Origin of the sequence: Flectobacillus roseus (assembly GCF_030056595.1) — a bacterium.
Taxonomy (GTDB): domain Bacteria; phylum Bacteroidota; class Bacteroidia; order Cytophagales; family Spirosomataceae; genus Flectobacillus; species Flectobacillus roseus.
In genome coordinates this window covers 35,526-49,847 of the sequence record NZ_JASHIF010000023.1, presented here as the reverse complement: position 1 = coordinate 49,847, position 14,322 = coordinate 35,526, and the positions used below count along the sequence as shown (strand labels likewise).

General features: G+C 34.6%; 15 protein-coding genes. 6 read left to right on the top strand and 9 right to left on the bottom strand.

All coding sequences use genetic code 11. From position 1 onward, the window contains the following. Nucleotides 1-136: 136 nt before the first annotated feature. The 8 genes from QM524_RS21715 to QM524_RS21680 form a co-directional block, all read right to left on the bottom strand. A complete protein-coding gene (locus QM524_RS21715; RefSeq protein ID WP_283346203.1) occupies nt 137-667 on the bottom strand; it encodes a helix-turn-helix domain-containing protein in 531 nt (176 codons plus the stop codon). Between the two features lie 286 nt (nt 668-953). After that, complete coding sequence (locus QM524_RS21710; RefSeq protein WP_283346202.1) at nt 954-1,409, bottom strand: hypothetical protein; 456 nt, start codon at nt 1,407-1,409, stop codon at nt 954-956. A gap of 98 nt (nt 1,410-1,507) precedes the next feature. Further along, entirely contained in the window at nt 1,508-2,068 is a 561-nt protein-coding gene (locus QM524_RS21705; protein ID WP_283346201.1) for a hypothetical protein, read from the bottom strand. 130 nt (nt 2,069-2,198) lie between these two features. Then, complete coding sequence (locus QM524_RS21700) at nt 2,199-2,675, bottom strand: hypothetical protein (RefSeq protein WP_283346200.1); 477 nt, start codon at nt 2,673-2,675, stop codon at nt 2,199-2,201. Continuing rightward, nucleotides 2,672-2,950 (bottom strand): hypothetical protein, encoded by a 279-nt coding sequence (locus QM524_RS21695; protein WP_283346199.1) that lies wholly within the window; start codon nt 2,948-2,950, stop codon nt 2,672-2,674. The genes QM524_RS21700 and QM524_RS21695 overlap by 4 nt, the downstream gene beginning before the upstream one ends. A gap of 114 nt (nt 2,951-3,064) precedes the next feature. Beyond that, the gene (locus tag QM524_RS21690) at nt 3,065-3,616 is read right to left on the bottom strand and encodes a hypothetical protein (protein WP_283346198.1); all 552 of its coding nucleotides are present in this window, start codon (nt 3,614-3,616) and stop codon (nt 3,065-3,067) included. A 106-nt stretch (nt 3,617-3,722) separates the two neighbouring features. Beyond that, a complete protein-coding gene (locus tag QM524_RS21685) occupies nt 3,723-4,472 on the bottom strand; it encodes a DUF6348 family protein (RefSeq protein ID WP_283346197.1) in 750 nt (249 codons plus the stop codon). 59 nt (nt 4,473-4,531) lie between these two features. After that, nucleotides 4,532-5,623, bottom strand: coding sequence for a DUF695 domain-containing protein (locus tag QM524_RS21680; RefSeq protein WP_283346196.1), 1,092 nt, complete (start codon nt 5,621-5,623; stop codon nt 4,532-4,534). A gap of 306 nt (nt 5,624-5,929) precedes the next feature. Here QM524_RS21680 and QM524_RS21675 point away from each other — a divergent pair, with 306 nt between their 5' ends. The 4 genes from QM524_RS21675 to QM524_RS21660 all read left to right on the top strand — a co-directional run bounded on the left by QM524_RS21675 (nt 5,930) and on the right by QM524_RS21660 (nt 10,429). Continuing rightward, nucleotides 5,930-6,076, top strand: coding sequence for a hypothetical protein (locus QM524_RS21675; protein ID WP_283346195.1), 147 nt, complete (start codon nt 5,930-5,932; stop codon nt 6,074-6,076). Nucleotides 6,077-6,109: 33 nt separating this feature from the next. Continuing rightward, complete coding sequence (locus QM524_RS21670) at nt 6,110-8,692, top strand: alpha-L-arabinofuranosidase C-terminal domain-containing protein (RefSeq protein WP_283346194.1); 2,583 nt, start codon at nt 6,110-6,112, stop codon at nt 8,690-8,692. A gap of 302 nt (nt 8,693-8,994) precedes the next feature. Beyond that, complete coding sequence (locus QM524_RS21665) at nt 8,995-9,759, top strand: N-acetylmuramoyl-L-alanine amidase (RefSeq protein WP_283346193.1); 765 nt, start codon at nt 8,995-8,997, stop codon at nt 9,757-9,759. Nucleotides 9,760-9,868: 109 nt separating this feature from the next. Further along, nucleotides 9,869-10,429, top strand: coding sequence for a hypothetical protein (locus QM524_RS21660; protein ID WP_141234841.1), 561 nt, complete (start codon nt 9,869-9,871; stop codon nt 10,427-10,429). Between the two features lie 119 nt (nt 10,430-10,548). Here QM524_RS21660 and QM524_RS21655 read toward each other — a convergent pair whose 3' ends face one another. Next, nucleotides 10,549-11,325 carry a response regulator transcription factor gene (locus QM524_RS21655; protein WP_283346192.1) on the bottom strand — a complete coding sequence of 259 codons (777 nt, stop codon included), beginning with the start codon at nt 11,323-11,325 and terminating at the stop codon, nt 10,549-10,551. Between the two features lie 512 nt (nt 11,326-11,837). Between QM524_RS21655 and QM524_RS21650 the strand changes: the two genes are divergently transcribed. Both QM524_RS21650 and QM524_RS21645 read left to right on the top strand, forming a co-directional pair. Continuing rightward, nucleotides 11,838-13,685 carry a 7TM-DISM domain-containing protein gene (locus QM524_RS21650; RefSeq protein WP_283346191.1) on the top strand — a complete coding sequence of 616 codons (1,848 nt, stop codon included), beginning with the start codon at nt 11,838-11,840 and terminating at the stop codon, nt 13,683-13,685. A 3-nt stretch (nt 13,686-13,688) separates the two neighbouring features. Continuing rightward, complete coding sequence (locus tag QM524_RS21645; RefSeq protein WP_283346190.1) at nt 13,689-14,318, top strand: response regulator; 630 nt, start codon at nt 13,689-13,691, stop codon at nt 14,316-14,318. Nucleotides 14,319-14,322: the final 4 nt, after the last annotated feature.

The following is a 14,322-nucleotide window of genomic DNA, read 5'->3' as shown; positions in this document are numbered from 1 at the left end:
ACAGCAATAGAGATGTTTTTTTCAAGTGCATTTTATTGATTTAGAAATGTGAGTATTTTTATGATAGGGTTGTGCAGAATTTTGGAAAATATGGCTTTTGAGATTTATAGAAGGCTTTAAAATAGTAGAACTTAGTCTATACAAAAATATCTAAATAGTGTACTTCATCAGATATAGGCATAATTCCATGCTTTTGTAAGCAGTTGAAATACAGGCTGTCACCTGTTTTTAAGTGATAGTCTATTTCGCCGACAGTCATCTTCATTTCTCCACTAATGATATAAATGAATTCCTCACCTTCATGTTGCAAAAGGTGCGGTTTTACTTCTCCTTTTCGAGCGACAAACAACATCGGTTGCATTTTTTTCTGATGATATTCTTGTCCGAAAGGATAAAAGAAATATCCCTTTTCGGTTTGTCTGAGGTTATCCTCTGCTTTTTGTTTAGTAGTCAGAATGGCATTTAAAAAGGCTTCGGTTTCCAATAAACTGGAAATAGTAGTCCCCAAAGTATGGGCAATTTTAATGAGTGCTGCCACCGAAGGAACCGTTTTATTATTCTCAATTTTCGAAATCATACTTTTCGATAGTTCGCTTCCATCCGCAACTTCTTGTAAAGTCCTTTTTTGATTCGTCCTTAATATCCGAATGCGGTCTCCGATATTCATTGTATTTGTTTCCTCCGATGCCATAAGTTTCAACTTTGTTTACTAAATGGTCTATTATGTTTATTTTAATTCAACTTGGTTGAATATAAAGGTAAATGATTGACTATGAATAATGCAAATTATTCTTATATTTTCTAGTTTATTTCTCTGTTGTCGTTGCTAAGGCGATGAGTTGTTGGAGAACTTAAGATGAGTTTAGGTCTCTGACCTGATTTTAGATAAAGACCAGTCTGAATCTTTTGAGATTTTGAGTGCTGGATTGGAGGCTATTACTAACTAAATCGAACTATTCTTTATCACATATATCCTTTATTCGAGGTGATTCAATCCAATCTGCCAAAATTAATTTCGACCTTTCCTTTAGTTTATTATTCCTATCAAAAATATAAATAGAGTCTTCCTTGATTGAAACTAAATCCCCTAAAGCTACAGAAGATACACCACTCAATGATAAAATCGCTTTTCTATCTTTCACCAAGCAAAAATAGTTTGATAAAGAGTCTGATGGATTATAATTTGTCAACTTACTGTTTGTATCCAAATCAAGACAAACATAACCAGCACCATGAGATTTTTCTTTTTTATACACAACAGTACCCTTAAAATCTAATCTTGCATATTTAAAATAGTGCTCGTTTTTCTCAGGTGTTAAATAGAAAATATTGTATATCCCATAGACCCAAACTGTAGATCCAACAAGTAAGAATTTATAGAGTTGTCTTAGATTTCTTTTATTGTCCATGGTAGTATTTTACATTACATATTACATAGAATTATAAAATGGGAATGGCGTTGGGTTTACTCTAAAACTAATATAAATTCTTCTGACAAATCTACTTATTAGAAACCCACCAAGTAGGCTATTCGAGGTTTTTCTCTTTTGTAATAAACCCAAAAATTACTACTTTTTTGATTCTCAAAATTGGACGGAAACCTTTGTACACGGGTATAAATCTGATTTTTGATGGTATAGCTGAAATCAAAATTCTCAGATAAGAATGATTTTTCAAGATCTATTTCTCTTGGGCGTATCTTGTTAAACGAAGAGTCAATAACTGGTTTCCACCATTCTACTACAACTTCGGTAGGGTCATTTGTATCAACTTTAATAAAATACTTTTCTCCTAATTCAATGGTATTAATAGCTCTATCTACATTCACTTCATATTTTTGGTTATGATACATAAAACGAAAGTGAGTAGACTTGCCACCATAGGAATAAATTTCTCCAATTACTTCAGCCCCATTTTTAATAATTTTACCCTCATAATAATCAACATACCAAAGAATTACTCGAAAGAATACAAACATCCCAATTATTAGCAATAGCACATACCCTATATCCTTGTATGAATAAGGGTTTATGACTCTTAGATATCTTCTTTTGTTACTCTTTCCCATTTAATATCGAGTGTGTAGGCTACGGATATATTAGTTTTTCAATACTGTTAATGCATTACATGTTGTTCATAGGATTGGAATCCTTTGAATTGGTGAGTACTGGCTAGGAAGCCAGCACTAGCGAGGGTAATTAAAAGAATGAATGTCTCTTGTAATTTACTCCTAAAGGCTTTAAAATTCGTTCTTCAAATTTATTTCGTTGCTTGATAGAGTCAAAAAAACCGTAATCATAATTGACATCTTTCCATTTTCCTAATTCAATACCATCATTTAGGCTTACAAGGGCAAAAAGACAATGATCCCTATCAACTTCTCTTACCCATGTGGCAACAATTTGATTCTCTTTTTCATAATAAAAGTAACACATAATCCAATCATTCCCCTCGCCAATAAAACTATCGGTTAAACCTATTTTTGAGCTAATATCAAATGTTGGATTTTTTTTTCTGAATTTTTTGATATTGCCAATCAGTAAAGGGCTACTAATATCCATTTCATAAACTTCGGCGTACGGGTATGAACCTGGACTGAATAATCTACCTAACTTATAGAAACAAAATATTGTTATTGCCATTGTCATTAGAGTTATTATTATTTTCTTTTTCATTTTTTAGATGGTCTTGATGTAAAGCCTTTATTACTTGTCCCAATCAACATTTCTTTTTGACTCTTGTAGGATTTCTTAATAGCTAAATCTTTCACTTCTTTAGCCGTATTAACAATTACAAAAAGAGAGTACTCCTCTTTCCCAAACAGAGAAATTTCCCCAGCCTTTAATTTTAGATTTATTTCTCGTATATATTCATGGTGAATTTCTACGGAAACATCAAACGAATAACCCACTTGGTGAAATATAGAATCAATTCTAAAATTATTTTGCATGCACTGACTTGTTGTTGGGTCGAAACATTTAGCAATACAGTCTCAGTTTGACTATTGTACATTTATCAAGATTAGAGTCAATATAAATAGGTAAGGCTGGAAAGGAAGTCAGCCCTAGCGGATATTTTCATTTTTGATAAAATAGTAGTCATTATGGTAATCGTCATAAACTACCATAAATCTATTCTGAAAAAAATAGTATGTGATTGTTTTGATTTCGCAGGCCGAAAGATTTTTCATACTAAGCCCTAACATATCCTTTCCCTTGTGTTTCGTACGATAACAGTATTTATTAATGAAGACATCGATATTGGTGTTTCTGTATGTTTCTTCAATGACTGGAGATACTTTACAATTTGATGTTTCACTAAAATCTGTATTTTCTAGTTTATAGTATTGATTGACAGTGAGATAGAGGAACTTGCTCAAGGGCATAAACCTTGTTTTATATTTTATGGAATATAATGATTTTAGTTCTTGATAATCAGTAAGGTGTATGTATCCAGATTTATCCATCATATAAATTAAAGTTGGAGGTGATGGAATTGGATTACTGAGCACTTTTTCAATGACCAATGCGTCTGCTGTTGATATTATTTCTTTGACTCCCTTTTGCTTTCCACAACAAATCAAAAATGAAATTATCAGGATATTTAGGTATTTCATTTGGTTGGAAATTTCTTTTGGCAGATTGTATAAACCATATTATGACTTTATTCAACTGAAGATAAAACCTTAATTTGTCATATTAAAATGAGATTATCCATGTTAATTACAATTTGTGAGTGTCGCACCTCTTAAAAACAATAAATTGTTTCATCCCTAGAAACTTAGCATTCAAATCCCAAGATTGTGCATATTCAGTAATAGCTTCTAAACCTTCCTCCCAAGGTTGGTTATTTAGAATACATTCTCTTATGATTTCTCCAGATGGTTGCCTAGAAATATAAATCTTCAGCCAGTTCATTTTTTGAGGAAAAAGGATTGCCGTCAATCTACTTTGTAGATAATCCAATAGTATATTTTCTAAGGGCTCTTGTTGCCAATTGCCTTGTAAGAGTAAATGGCTTGGATAGACATGCCAGAGAATTTCTTTTCCATTTTCATTCGAGGTAAAATCTAATTTGGGATTATGGAATTCTTGTTGGCTGTTGATAATTGGTTGAAAGTTAGCATTTAGAAAATTATCAATCACTGAATCAATTTTGTCTTCCATAGTATCACCAAGTCCAACCAAGCAATCAAAAATACCCTCTGGAAAGTATTCGGGATGAGTAACAACAACTTTTAGTTGAAGAATACTTTTGTGATTTTCTGGGTTATCAATAATTTCTGTGGCTATTTCTAACTTATTTTTTAATATAAGTGCGTGGTATCGCTGATGGAACGCTGATTGATGACCTAATCCTTCAATTTTCTTGCGTAATATCTCAAGGAGATATACATTGTAATTGATAGGTTGAATATAGTTTTTCCCCTTTTTTGACTGGAAAATTTTACTGAAAAAATCAATTGTGGTCATAGGAGTATTAGCGTTAATGTTTGGTAATGAGAAGAGTATAATTTTTGAACTACATATTACTATTGACCCTGAAAAGACCTAAAATAGTCTAATGCTTGCCAGTACTTATCTTTAGAAATTTGGTATTCTATTTCAAACTCCAAGCCATATTTTTGTGATAATTCATAAAAAACTTTGGAAGGTTTTCTGAAGTCCTTACAAGCCAAAAATACATCTCTATCATTTCTTGAGGTGACTCTACAAAGCATTAAGTAACCTTCAAAATCAGGAAGTGCAGCCATCATTTCGCCGTGTATAAGTTCTAATTTCTCATATTGTTTCTCATTAGGCATTCCATTCTCACCCTCATATTTAAAAGTGATTGTAGCCATCCAAGGGTGCGAGGCGGTAGCATCCCAATTCAACAAAGTTGTATCTATAACAGCATATAGTTTATCTCCACTTTCAAATTCTTGTTCAAGGGTTCCATAATCATCATTTTCAGTATCATACTGCAAGCCCTCGTATTTCTCAACGAACTCTGTATTTCTCCAATTCAAATATGCCTTCAACTTTGAAATCGGTATGAGTTCTTGAGTAGGGTCTACTTCGTGAGGAGACACAATTTGAACATTATCGATTTGAGTGGCAAACTCCAACTCGCCGAGAAAATTGTCTAGAAATAGAAAAATACCGTTATTTGATTCTTCTACATTTTCTTCTTCAAAATTTTCATAAACAAAACAGAGGTCTACTTGGTCTGGGTAATCGGAATGCTCGATTGGATAAAAATGAATATTATGTTTACCAAAAGAGAGGTCTCCCATATTGATGGTAAAATCTTCGTTTTCCATAGCAGGTTTGAGCGCAGTAAATTTCCAACCCTTTAAGTTTGGTGCAGTCTCCACAAGATCTTCCACAAAGGCGATATTTAATAAACTCCCATCTGCCGTCAAAACTAACTCTGCGGTATTGTCATCTAGCATTCCTGAGAGATAAAAAATCCCTTCTTTGATTGTATCAAGTTTTGGAGATAATTTTGAAAAAAAGTCTTCATCAATATTCTGCTCGGTTTTTACAGCTTGATAAAAGGTTTCATGATACTTTTGAAACCAGTTCCAAAATTCTTGATATTGTTTCTGTAGAGGATTTGTTAAAGAATTTAGCGCCATGAAAAAGTTTGGTTAAAATGGGTAATACAATAGGTAATTGAATCTATATTGATATGATATTTTTTAGTTGAATAAATAAGAGATATTACTATTTCGACATTAAGTCTCCATAGAGGGTAATGCTTTTGATTTTTCAATTTCCAAAGATGAAATAATTGATTTACAAAATTGTCTTTTACCACTAAATTATTTAATATTTCCTTCTAAATTTGCACGACTATCCCACAGAACCCAACAGTTCTGTCATTTTTTTTGTCTTTATTTGTGTCAAATTGACACGTTTGTCCCAAAGTATTAACAAAACTTATGAAAAAAACTCTCATCACTGCGCTGACTTTACTGGCGACCGTAACCTTTGCGCAACATAAATTGGTAGGCGTTTTTACTGGCACTTTTGCACCTGAAATTAACCGTCATGGCGCTGGGATGTATAAAATTAGCCCCCTGAAATAGTCTTGAATTTATCCTTTAACCGATGCTCATTTTATGAAAAAATTACTTTTGCTATTTTGTTTTTTGTCATTACAACTCTCAGCACAAACCATTACCCAAGACTCAGTTTACCTTTTTTCTTATTGTTCTTTAAAGAATGACGGAAAAATAGGTTTACAATTAGCATGGAGTATCGATAAAAACACCTGGAACTCCATTGGAAGCGATTTTGGTGTTTTGGGTTCTGATTATGGAACTTGGGGCGCTCAAAAGAGAATGCTAAGTCCATTTTTATGGCTTGGTGCGGACGGACTTTGGCATTGTGTTTTTTCGGTAAATGAAAAGGATAATGCTTTGGCGCATGCAAGTTCGGTCGACCTTATTGCATGGGGGCGTCAGAGTTATCCTGTGTTTTCGGGCAGTCAAAATTGCTTATTGCCAGAGTTTAAATATGATGCTAAAACACAGCAATATCTTATTTCTTGGCTAAGTAAAGTTGGTGACAAAACAGAGGTTTTTATCACATCTACCAAAGATTTTAGAAGCTATGGAAAAGAACAAAAAGCGTTGGCATCGACACGCTTAAATCTTAGAACGGAGGTTAAACTAGGAGATAAAACAGAAACTGGTTTGGTGTATAAAGTGCCTTCGGCAGTTGTCAATAAGCTCTTGAAGCATTTGGATACTGAAAAAGAAAGACAAAAGTTATATCGTGAAAACTTATATGAAGATACTGTAAAGTTAGCGAATTTAAAGCCACTATCTGCGCAGGTAACTGTAGATTTTCAGAAAAGAAAACCAATTAGCTCAACCTTGATGGGTATCTTTTTTGAGGATTTGAATTATGCAGCCGATGGAGGTCTCTATGCCGAATTGATTCAGAATAGAGATTTTGAATATAAACTTTCAGAAAAAGGAGGAAATGATAAATCGTGGACAGCTACAAAAGCTTGGCAAACCACTGGTCAAGCAAAGCTAACTATAGACTCTATACGCCCTATCCATTATAACAATTCTCATTTTGCGGTGTTGACCACCACACAAAAAGGGGATGCTTTAGTAGCAGAAGGGTATGAAGGGATTGCATTGAAGGCTGGTGAAGCGTATTATTTATCATTATTTGCGAAAAATATGACTGGAAAAAATAGCAAACTTTCGATTCAGTTGAAGGATGCTTCGGGCAAAGTATTCGCTGTGGGTGTGGTAAATGTAAAGGGAACTATCTGGCAAAAATATGAGATTAGTTTATTGGTCAAGGAGTCAACAGCTAATGCCGAATTGTCGATTGTTCCAGAAACAGCAGGGCAATATGCCTTCGATATGATTTCACTTTTTCCAAAAAATACCTTCAAAGGTCGTCGTAATGGACTTAGAGCGGATATTGCACAAGCGCTTGCCGATTTACACCCTCGTTTTGTGAGATTCCCAGGTGGCTGTGTGGCGCATGGGAACGGTTTGGATAATATATACAGATGGAAAAATACGATTGGTAAGTTAGAGGAACGCAAGCCGATGTTTAATCTTTGGGGCTATCACCAAAGTATGGGGATTGGATATGGGGAGTATTTTCAATTTTGTGAGGATATAGGAGCACAACCTCTACCTGTGATTGCGGCAGGTGTTTGCTGTCAAAATTCAAGTGTTGGTGGCGCTGGACAACAAGGTGGTATTCCGATGGAGCAAATGGATAGTTATATACAAGATATTCTAGATTTGATTGAATGGGCCAATGGCGACTTGACTACCAAATGGGGAAAAGTACGAGCTGCCAATGGACATATCAAACCTTACAACTTGAAATATATCGGAATTGGAAACGAAGATTTGATTACTGATTTGTTTGAAGAACGCTTCAGAATGATTTTTAAAGCTATCAAAGCAAAGTACCCAGAAATCATTGTGATTGGAACTGTTGGCCCTTGGTCGGAGGGAACCGATTATGTTGAAGGCTGGAAACTAGCCAATGAGATAGCCATTCCGATGGTCGATGAACACTATTACCAATCGCCAGGATGGTTTATCAATAACCAAGATTATTATGATAATTATGACCGTAGTAAATCTAAAGTATATCTGGGCGAATACGCAGCACATATCGGTGGAAGAGCCAATAACTTGCATACGTCCTTGGTAGAAGCCCTGCACTTGAACAGTCTTGAACGAAATGGCGATGTGGTAAGTATGTCTTCGTATGCACCGCTTTTAGCAAAAGAAGGTCATACTCAATGGAAGCCCGACTTGATTTTCTTTAATAATACCGAAGTAAAAACAACAGTAGATTATGAGGTACAAAAGCTGTATGGCGTTCATGCAGGTGAAAGCTATATTGCGAGTCAGGTAGAACTGTCAGATATGGATTCGTATCTCCAAAAGCGAGTTTCTGTCTCTGTGGTTGAAGATAGCAAAACCAAAGATTTGATTATCAAATTGGTCAATATTTTGCCGACTTCGGTCGATACCAAATTGAACTTGAAGGAGTTTGATTATCTCCCAGAAGCCCTTAAAATTACGCTAACAGGCAAGTTAAAAGACACAAAAGTACTGCCTGTAGAGAGTAAACAGTCGGTTGGTTCAAGTTTCTATACGAACCTTCCTGCCCATTCATTGACAGTAATTCGGTTACAGAGAAAAAAGTAATGGTTCTTGTAAAATAAATTTGAAGATTTGAGAATGAGTTGCCCCTAAACATTAATTACAAAAAGAGGTTAAAGTCCCCAATTTTTGATTGATGATTAGGGGTTTCTACTTTCCCTACAAATTAAGATGATGACAAGATGTTTCTTTCAGGGAAGTTTAAATGGCTTCAAGAAAAAGAAGCTGAGGAGTTTGGATTATCGTTTTTAGCAATATCTTACCATAAAATAAAAAAATAAAATAAGTGTTTGATTAGCTGTATTATATGAGAAAATTAGTGCAAGATTTACTAAACTCTATAAGTAATGAAAGCGACAAGCATACCAGATTATGAAAGAACTTTTGCCCAAAATGGCATTGATAGTTCAGGGAAAAAATTTACTTTCCAAGATTTGAATCTTCCAATTAGGAATTCGAACCAAACAATTGATTTTAAGCAATGTAAGTTGGAGACTGATCCTAAAAATTTTTACTACGAGCAAGAGACAGATAAGAAGAAAATTGTACTACATTTCACGATGGGGTATCTCAAGGGAGATATTGCAACTCTTACAGGTTCAGACCATGTTTCAGTTCCGTTTGTCATAGCCAGAAATGGAACAATCTATAACCTATTTTCATCCAAGTATTGGAGCTATCATTTAGGACCTGGAGCCTCTGGAGGTAATACTCAAATGAGTAAAGATAGTATAGGAATCGAGATCTCAAATATTGGCCCATTACTCTTAAATGGAAATAATTTGACCTCAGTTTATAGAAGTTCCGATGTCTATTGCAGTTTGAATGAAAAGTCATTTTATGTTAAGCAAAATTCAAAAGTTAGGGGTTATGAATACTACGCTACTTTTACCAATGCTCAATATGCCTCAGTTGTCAGATTGGTAAAGTATTTGATAGCGAGATACAATATTCCTGAGGTTGTAGTCGATAATCCTGCTGGATTAATGAGTGACGCTGATTTTGCTGCCTTCAGCGGAATTGCAACACACACAAATTGTCGTCAAGATAAAACAGATATAGGCCCCGCATTCGATTGGCAAAGATTTAAAGATGGACTAAGGGATTTTTAGAAAAAATCATTGCTCTATTCTACTTTTGAGTGAATTAAAAAGAATGTTGTCGTATCTAGGATAGTAAGAGAGATTTAAGTATTTTGCTAAAAATCAAGCTTCACATACAATGAAAAAATCGACGATAATCTATTGCCTTGCTTTAATATCTCTCTTTGTAAGTTGCTCAAATTTCAAGGATAAAACTGAAGTTAGTAAAGATGACTCTCTGAAAGCTGCTAAACTGGCTCCTAAACCCGTTTATGATGGTATTTATCGGGTAGAAGGCGACTCAGTAGTAATACCTAGTTTTGAAATTGAAGTTGAGTTGAGTCCAAAGGCTGAGGCTAAAATCGAAAAGGATAAGGAAAGCATTATCGTGTCTGCTTCTTTTTCTGGTATTCCGATTGACCCAAATTCGCCCAACATGCAAGAGTGGGCAGAGGGAGGAATTGCTGGTAAAGAAATTGAATTGATGGGACAGCGAGTGGCAAGATTTGAAAATATCAAGGTCAAAAAAAGTACCCTAGATTCTGTCACGGGTAAAGACCTAGAACTGCTCATCAATGTTTACACAGGTCGTAGAACAAATCCTGATAACTTGTTAGATTGCGGTATTCTATCTGAAAAAATGGCAAAGGTTCAAAACAAGAAATTTGTTCTGAAGGCTAAATTGATTTACGGAGAATGACTTATGTCTAATTGAGTGAATTAGTGATTGTGAGATTTAGTGATTATTGCATGAAGACATAGGATCTCGATATTTGATAATAATCACACATTCACTCAATTTTAATTCACTCAATGCTTTTAGATTATTCTATATACCCTCAGAAAATTGATTAGCTCATTGGCATCATAAAAATTGGTTTTACGAAGCATATTTTGTCTATGAGTATTTACGGTATTGTTGGCAATGAAAAGCTTATCACTAATTTCCTTACTTAAATATCCTTGTCCCATCAATTGTGCGATTTCTAATTCTCGTTGGCTGAGCGACTCCAATTGGATACATTCGTTGGTTTTGCTATCTATTTCAAAAAGTTTGGACTGTTTCCCGCCAGAAAGATATAAATGTTGTTTTCCGTCTCTCTTGACATTGGTAATTTCAGAGACAAAAGCCACAAAATAGGTAATCTTTCCAGTCTCATCAACACTCAAGGCCATACTTTCTTGGCAAACTCTTCGTATTTTACCATCACTTCCTTTCATTCTGTAATCATAAATCACCCGTAGCTGATTCATGTTTTCGGCTGGAATCTGGGAGGAATAGTTGCCAATTTCTCTGGAAATATGGATTAAGCCAGCTTGGTCTTCTTCAGGATACTGTTCCACATAACCTTGAACGCCTACGTCGTAAAAGTATTCGGTAGACCAACCGCAAACTTTCTGTACATCCCCCAAGATGAGCGGATATTTCATCGTATTGATGTCTAGTACGGCTAGTGCGGTTCCTTGCATACGAAGTGTTTCATGAAACAGAGGATGAAAGGTCATAAAATGCTGGACTTTTTCAGGTTTTTCTTCAAGATTTCCTGAGTGCCAAAGCTGTTTAAATAGTTCAAAATGGGTAGGTTGGGTAGGCATGTTCTATCAATTTGCGTAAAATATTACTTATCAATCAGTATTTGTTACATAACTGCTTTTCGGTATATTAAGAAAATAAGTTGAGAACCCAAATGCAAATTTGCGTTACTTACTAAACGGTCATCTGGGAAGAAAAAAAGCTAATAATTGTAGCGAAAGTAGCTAACGGAATAATTTTTGTAGTGATAAATTGACTAAGTAGTTTAAGCAAAAATAAGGCAAAAGGCTACCTACAACTATTCGATAATTCAAATAGTTGAGGTAAATCCAATTTGCGTTTTAAGAATCCTGAGAAAACAATGCTTAGCACAGGTGTTATTGAGGGGTGTGTTAATGAATGTTGTGTTAGATAACGAGAAAGGGTATGAGTATTTACAAAAGCTGAGATACTAAAATCTCTTGAAATACTCATTTTTTGGTGATGCAAATTTCGTATGTCAATGAATACATTAAAATACCTGAATGCAGGTATTTTTCATATTCTTTGATGCTGGATTCTATAGTTTTAAAGTATGAAACAAAACCAACTGTTATTGATTCTATTTCAAATCTGCATTTTATGGCTGGTATCCTTTTATGTTGCATTGGGAACTAGACATGATTCATCATTGCCTATCCCGATAGATGATAAGTTTAATCACCAAATGATTAATCAACAAATCTACGTTGCTCAAAAGTATCTTCCTGTGGACACTAGCCGATACTTTGATTTGAATGCCTATCATTTTGTTAAAAATAACAAGTACGAATTGATTGAATTAGGAAAGGCCTATGATCAAAAAAAAGCGCTAATGTATCTGGAGTTAGTCAATCGATCTTCTCAAAAAATAGAGCTTGTATTGGAGGCCTCGCATACACGTGTAGACGAACTAGAATGCTATTTGCTCAAAAACAATAAGCTTGTTTTATCAGAAAAACTTCAGCGAAATAAACCCTTATACCTGAGAAAAAATCCATACGTTTTTTTTTCATTTCCTATCGAGATAGCCGCACATGATACTGCAAGGGTGGTTTTACATTCCACTCGAAATTATGGATTACATATCACTAGCCTAGATTTGTATAGAAAACCACGCTTTTTTGAACATGCCATTAGTCAGAATCTTAAATCGATATTTCAGGTTATTTATTGCTTTATTTTTAGTGCTGTACTGCTATTATTAGGATTTTTCTATTCCGAAAGGTTGATGATTTATGCAGGTGTTATGATTGGAGTGGCAAACGCTAATATGTTTACCGTTGGATATCTATACGATCTTTTTCCCTTTCCTACTTTTTTGAATTTGAATGCCTCGAACATTGGCTCATTTTGGATGTTGGGACTCAATGTATTTTTCCATCCATTTGCCTACGAAGTAGTACAGTCAATACCTATAAATCTAAAAAGATATACCTTAGGAGCGAAGATTTTGGTCGTACTCAATGTGTCAGTAATTCTTTTACACTTTCTGCCTCCTTGTTATCTAGTTTTGTTTATCATTACCAACAGTCTTTTTCCTCTTACCCTCCTAAATACACTTTGGGCAATTTACCATGCAACCCTTTTATTTATTAGAGGAAAAAGAATTGATTATTTGATTGCCTGTTTATTAGGTATTTTACCAACGATGGTAAAAAGTGTCGCGAGTTATTTTCTAATCAACCAAGAAAGCCTCAGTTTGAATAGTGATTATTTTACCCCTTTTGTCGTAATAATTTTGATTTCCTATATTTCTTTTGAACAACTAAGAAAAAGTTTGATTTTTCGCAAGATTCATGAATCACAAATGGTGATACTAAAGGATGATTTGGAAACCATTCGTAAAAACGAAGTTGAAAATATTGGTCGCCAGCTCCACGACCAAGTAGGGAATACCCTTGCCGCTGCTTTGGGTTATTTGAATAAGGAAAAAATAGATGTCTCAACGAGTAGGAAAATTTTGGAGGAAGCCATCAACGAGATTAGGCTTATGAGCCATACGCTGGTAAAAGATGATAATTTGTCTTTAACCACAAAAATTGAAAGAACCGTGGATCAATACAATGAGTTCTCTCATGTGAAGGTGCACTACCATGATTTTTCGGAGGGGAAAATCAATCAACTGGAGTCTTTAACACAACAAAATATATATATGATTTTGAAAGAATGTTTATTGAATGTCATAAGGCATTCGAAGGCACAGGAAGCATTCTTGCAAATATTTGAACAAGAAAAAGGATTTCGATTTGTGGTGGAAGACGATGGAGTTGGTTTTGATACCAGCTTGGAAGGCAAAGGGATTGGTTTGTTGAATATGAAAAAACGAGCTACAATTTCTCAGCTCAAATTCAATATCGAATCCAATTCGAAAGGGACAACCACTATTATTGAGACGATGTAAATTATGAAAACAAAAGTTGTAATTGTAGATGACCATTCATTGTTTAACGATGGATTAAGTTTAATATTAAAGGAATCTGGTAAGTATGAAATACTAGCCCAAATTTATGATAGTCGGAAAGCCTATAATGAGTGCAATACCCTATTGCCTGAACTTATTTTGGTGGATTATAATATGCCTTTTTTGGATGGATTGTCCTTAGTAAAGCAGCTTCGAACCCTAGTTCATCGTTCTAAGATAGTTGTGATAAGTATGTACGCCGATCGACGTGAAATAGAGGCATTTAAGGCATTCGAAATTGAAGGTTATTTGTCAAAAACAAGTCCATCTGCTGAAATCCTGATGTCTTTAGACAAAATCATAAAGGGCGAAAATGTGTTTCAGGTAAAGCAAGAACAGAAAACGAGTTTTGAGAAAGATTTCTTTTCTTTGAAAAAATTACTGACCAAACGAGAAGTGGAAATTCTTAAAGCCCTGAAGAAAGGATCTACCTCCGAACAAGTGGCACAAGAGTTATGCTTAAGTTATTACACAGTAGAAACTCATCGGAAGAATATCAATCAAAAACTGAAATTCAATTCTAAAAAAGAATTTTATGAGTTTTTGGACACTATTGAGTTAGAAGAAAAATAGGAAT

Excerpts from the sequence above, each read along its gene's own strand:
- QM524_RS21660 (WP_141234841.1), top strand. The coding sequence starts at position 9,869 with ATGAAAAAATCGACGATAATCTATTGCCTTGCTTTAATATCTCTCTTT.
- QM524_RS21680 (WP_283346196.1), bottom strand. The coding sequence starts at position 5,623 with ATGGCGCTAAATTCTTTAACAAATCCTCTACAGAAACAATATCAAGAA.
- QM524_RS21655 (WP_283346192.1), bottom strand. The coding sequence starts at position 11,325 with ATGCCTACCCAACCTACCCATTTTGAACTATTTAAACAGCTTTGGCAC.
- QM524_RS21650 (WP_283346191.1), top strand. The coding sequence starts at position 11,838 with ATGAAACAAAACCAACTGTTATTGATTCTATTTCAAATCTGCATTTTA.
- QM524_RS21675 (WP_283346195.1), top strand. The coding sequence starts at position 5,930 with ATGAAAAAAACTCTCATCACTGCGCTGACTTTACTGGCGACCGTAACC.
- QM524_RS21665 (WP_283346193.1), top strand. The coding sequence starts at position 8,995 with ATGAAAGCGACAAGCATACCAGATTATGAAAGAACTTTTGCCCAAAAT.
- QM524_RS21670 (WP_283346194.1), top strand. The coding sequence starts at position 6,110 with ATGAAAAAATTACTTTTGCTATTTTGTTTTTTGTCATTACAACTCTCA.
- QM524_RS21690 (WP_283346198.1), bottom strand. The coding sequence starts at position 3,616 with ATGAAATACCTAAATATCCTGATAATTTCATTTTTGATTTGTTGTGGA.
- QM524_RS21710 (WP_283346202.1), bottom strand. The coding sequence starts at position 1,409 with ATGGACAATAAAAGAAATCTAAGACAACTCTATAAATTCTTACTTGTT.
- QM524_RS21645 (WP_283346190.1), top strand. The coding sequence starts at position 13,689 with ATGAAAACAAAAGTTGTAATTGTAGATGACCATTCATTGTTTAACGAT.
- QM524_RS21695 (WP_283346199.1), bottom strand. The coding sequence starts at position 2,950 with ATGCAAAATAATTTTAGAATTGATTCTATATTTCACCAAGTGGGTTAT.
- QM524_RS21700 (WP_283346200.1), bottom strand. The coding sequence starts at position 2,675 with ATGAAAAAGAAAATAATAATAACTCTAATGACAATGGCAATAACAATA.
- QM524_RS21685 (WP_283346197.1), bottom strand. The coding sequence starts at position 4,472 with ATGACCACAATTGATTTTTTCAGTAAAATTTTCCAGTCAAAAAAGGGG.
- QM524_RS21715 (WP_283346203.1), bottom strand. The coding sequence starts at position 667 with ATGAATATCGGAGACCGCATTCGGATATTAAGGACGAATCAAAAAAGG.
- QM524_RS21705 (WP_283346201.1), bottom strand. The coding sequence starts at position 2,068 with ATGGGAAAGAGTAACAAAAGAAGATATCTAAGAGTCATAAACCCTTAT.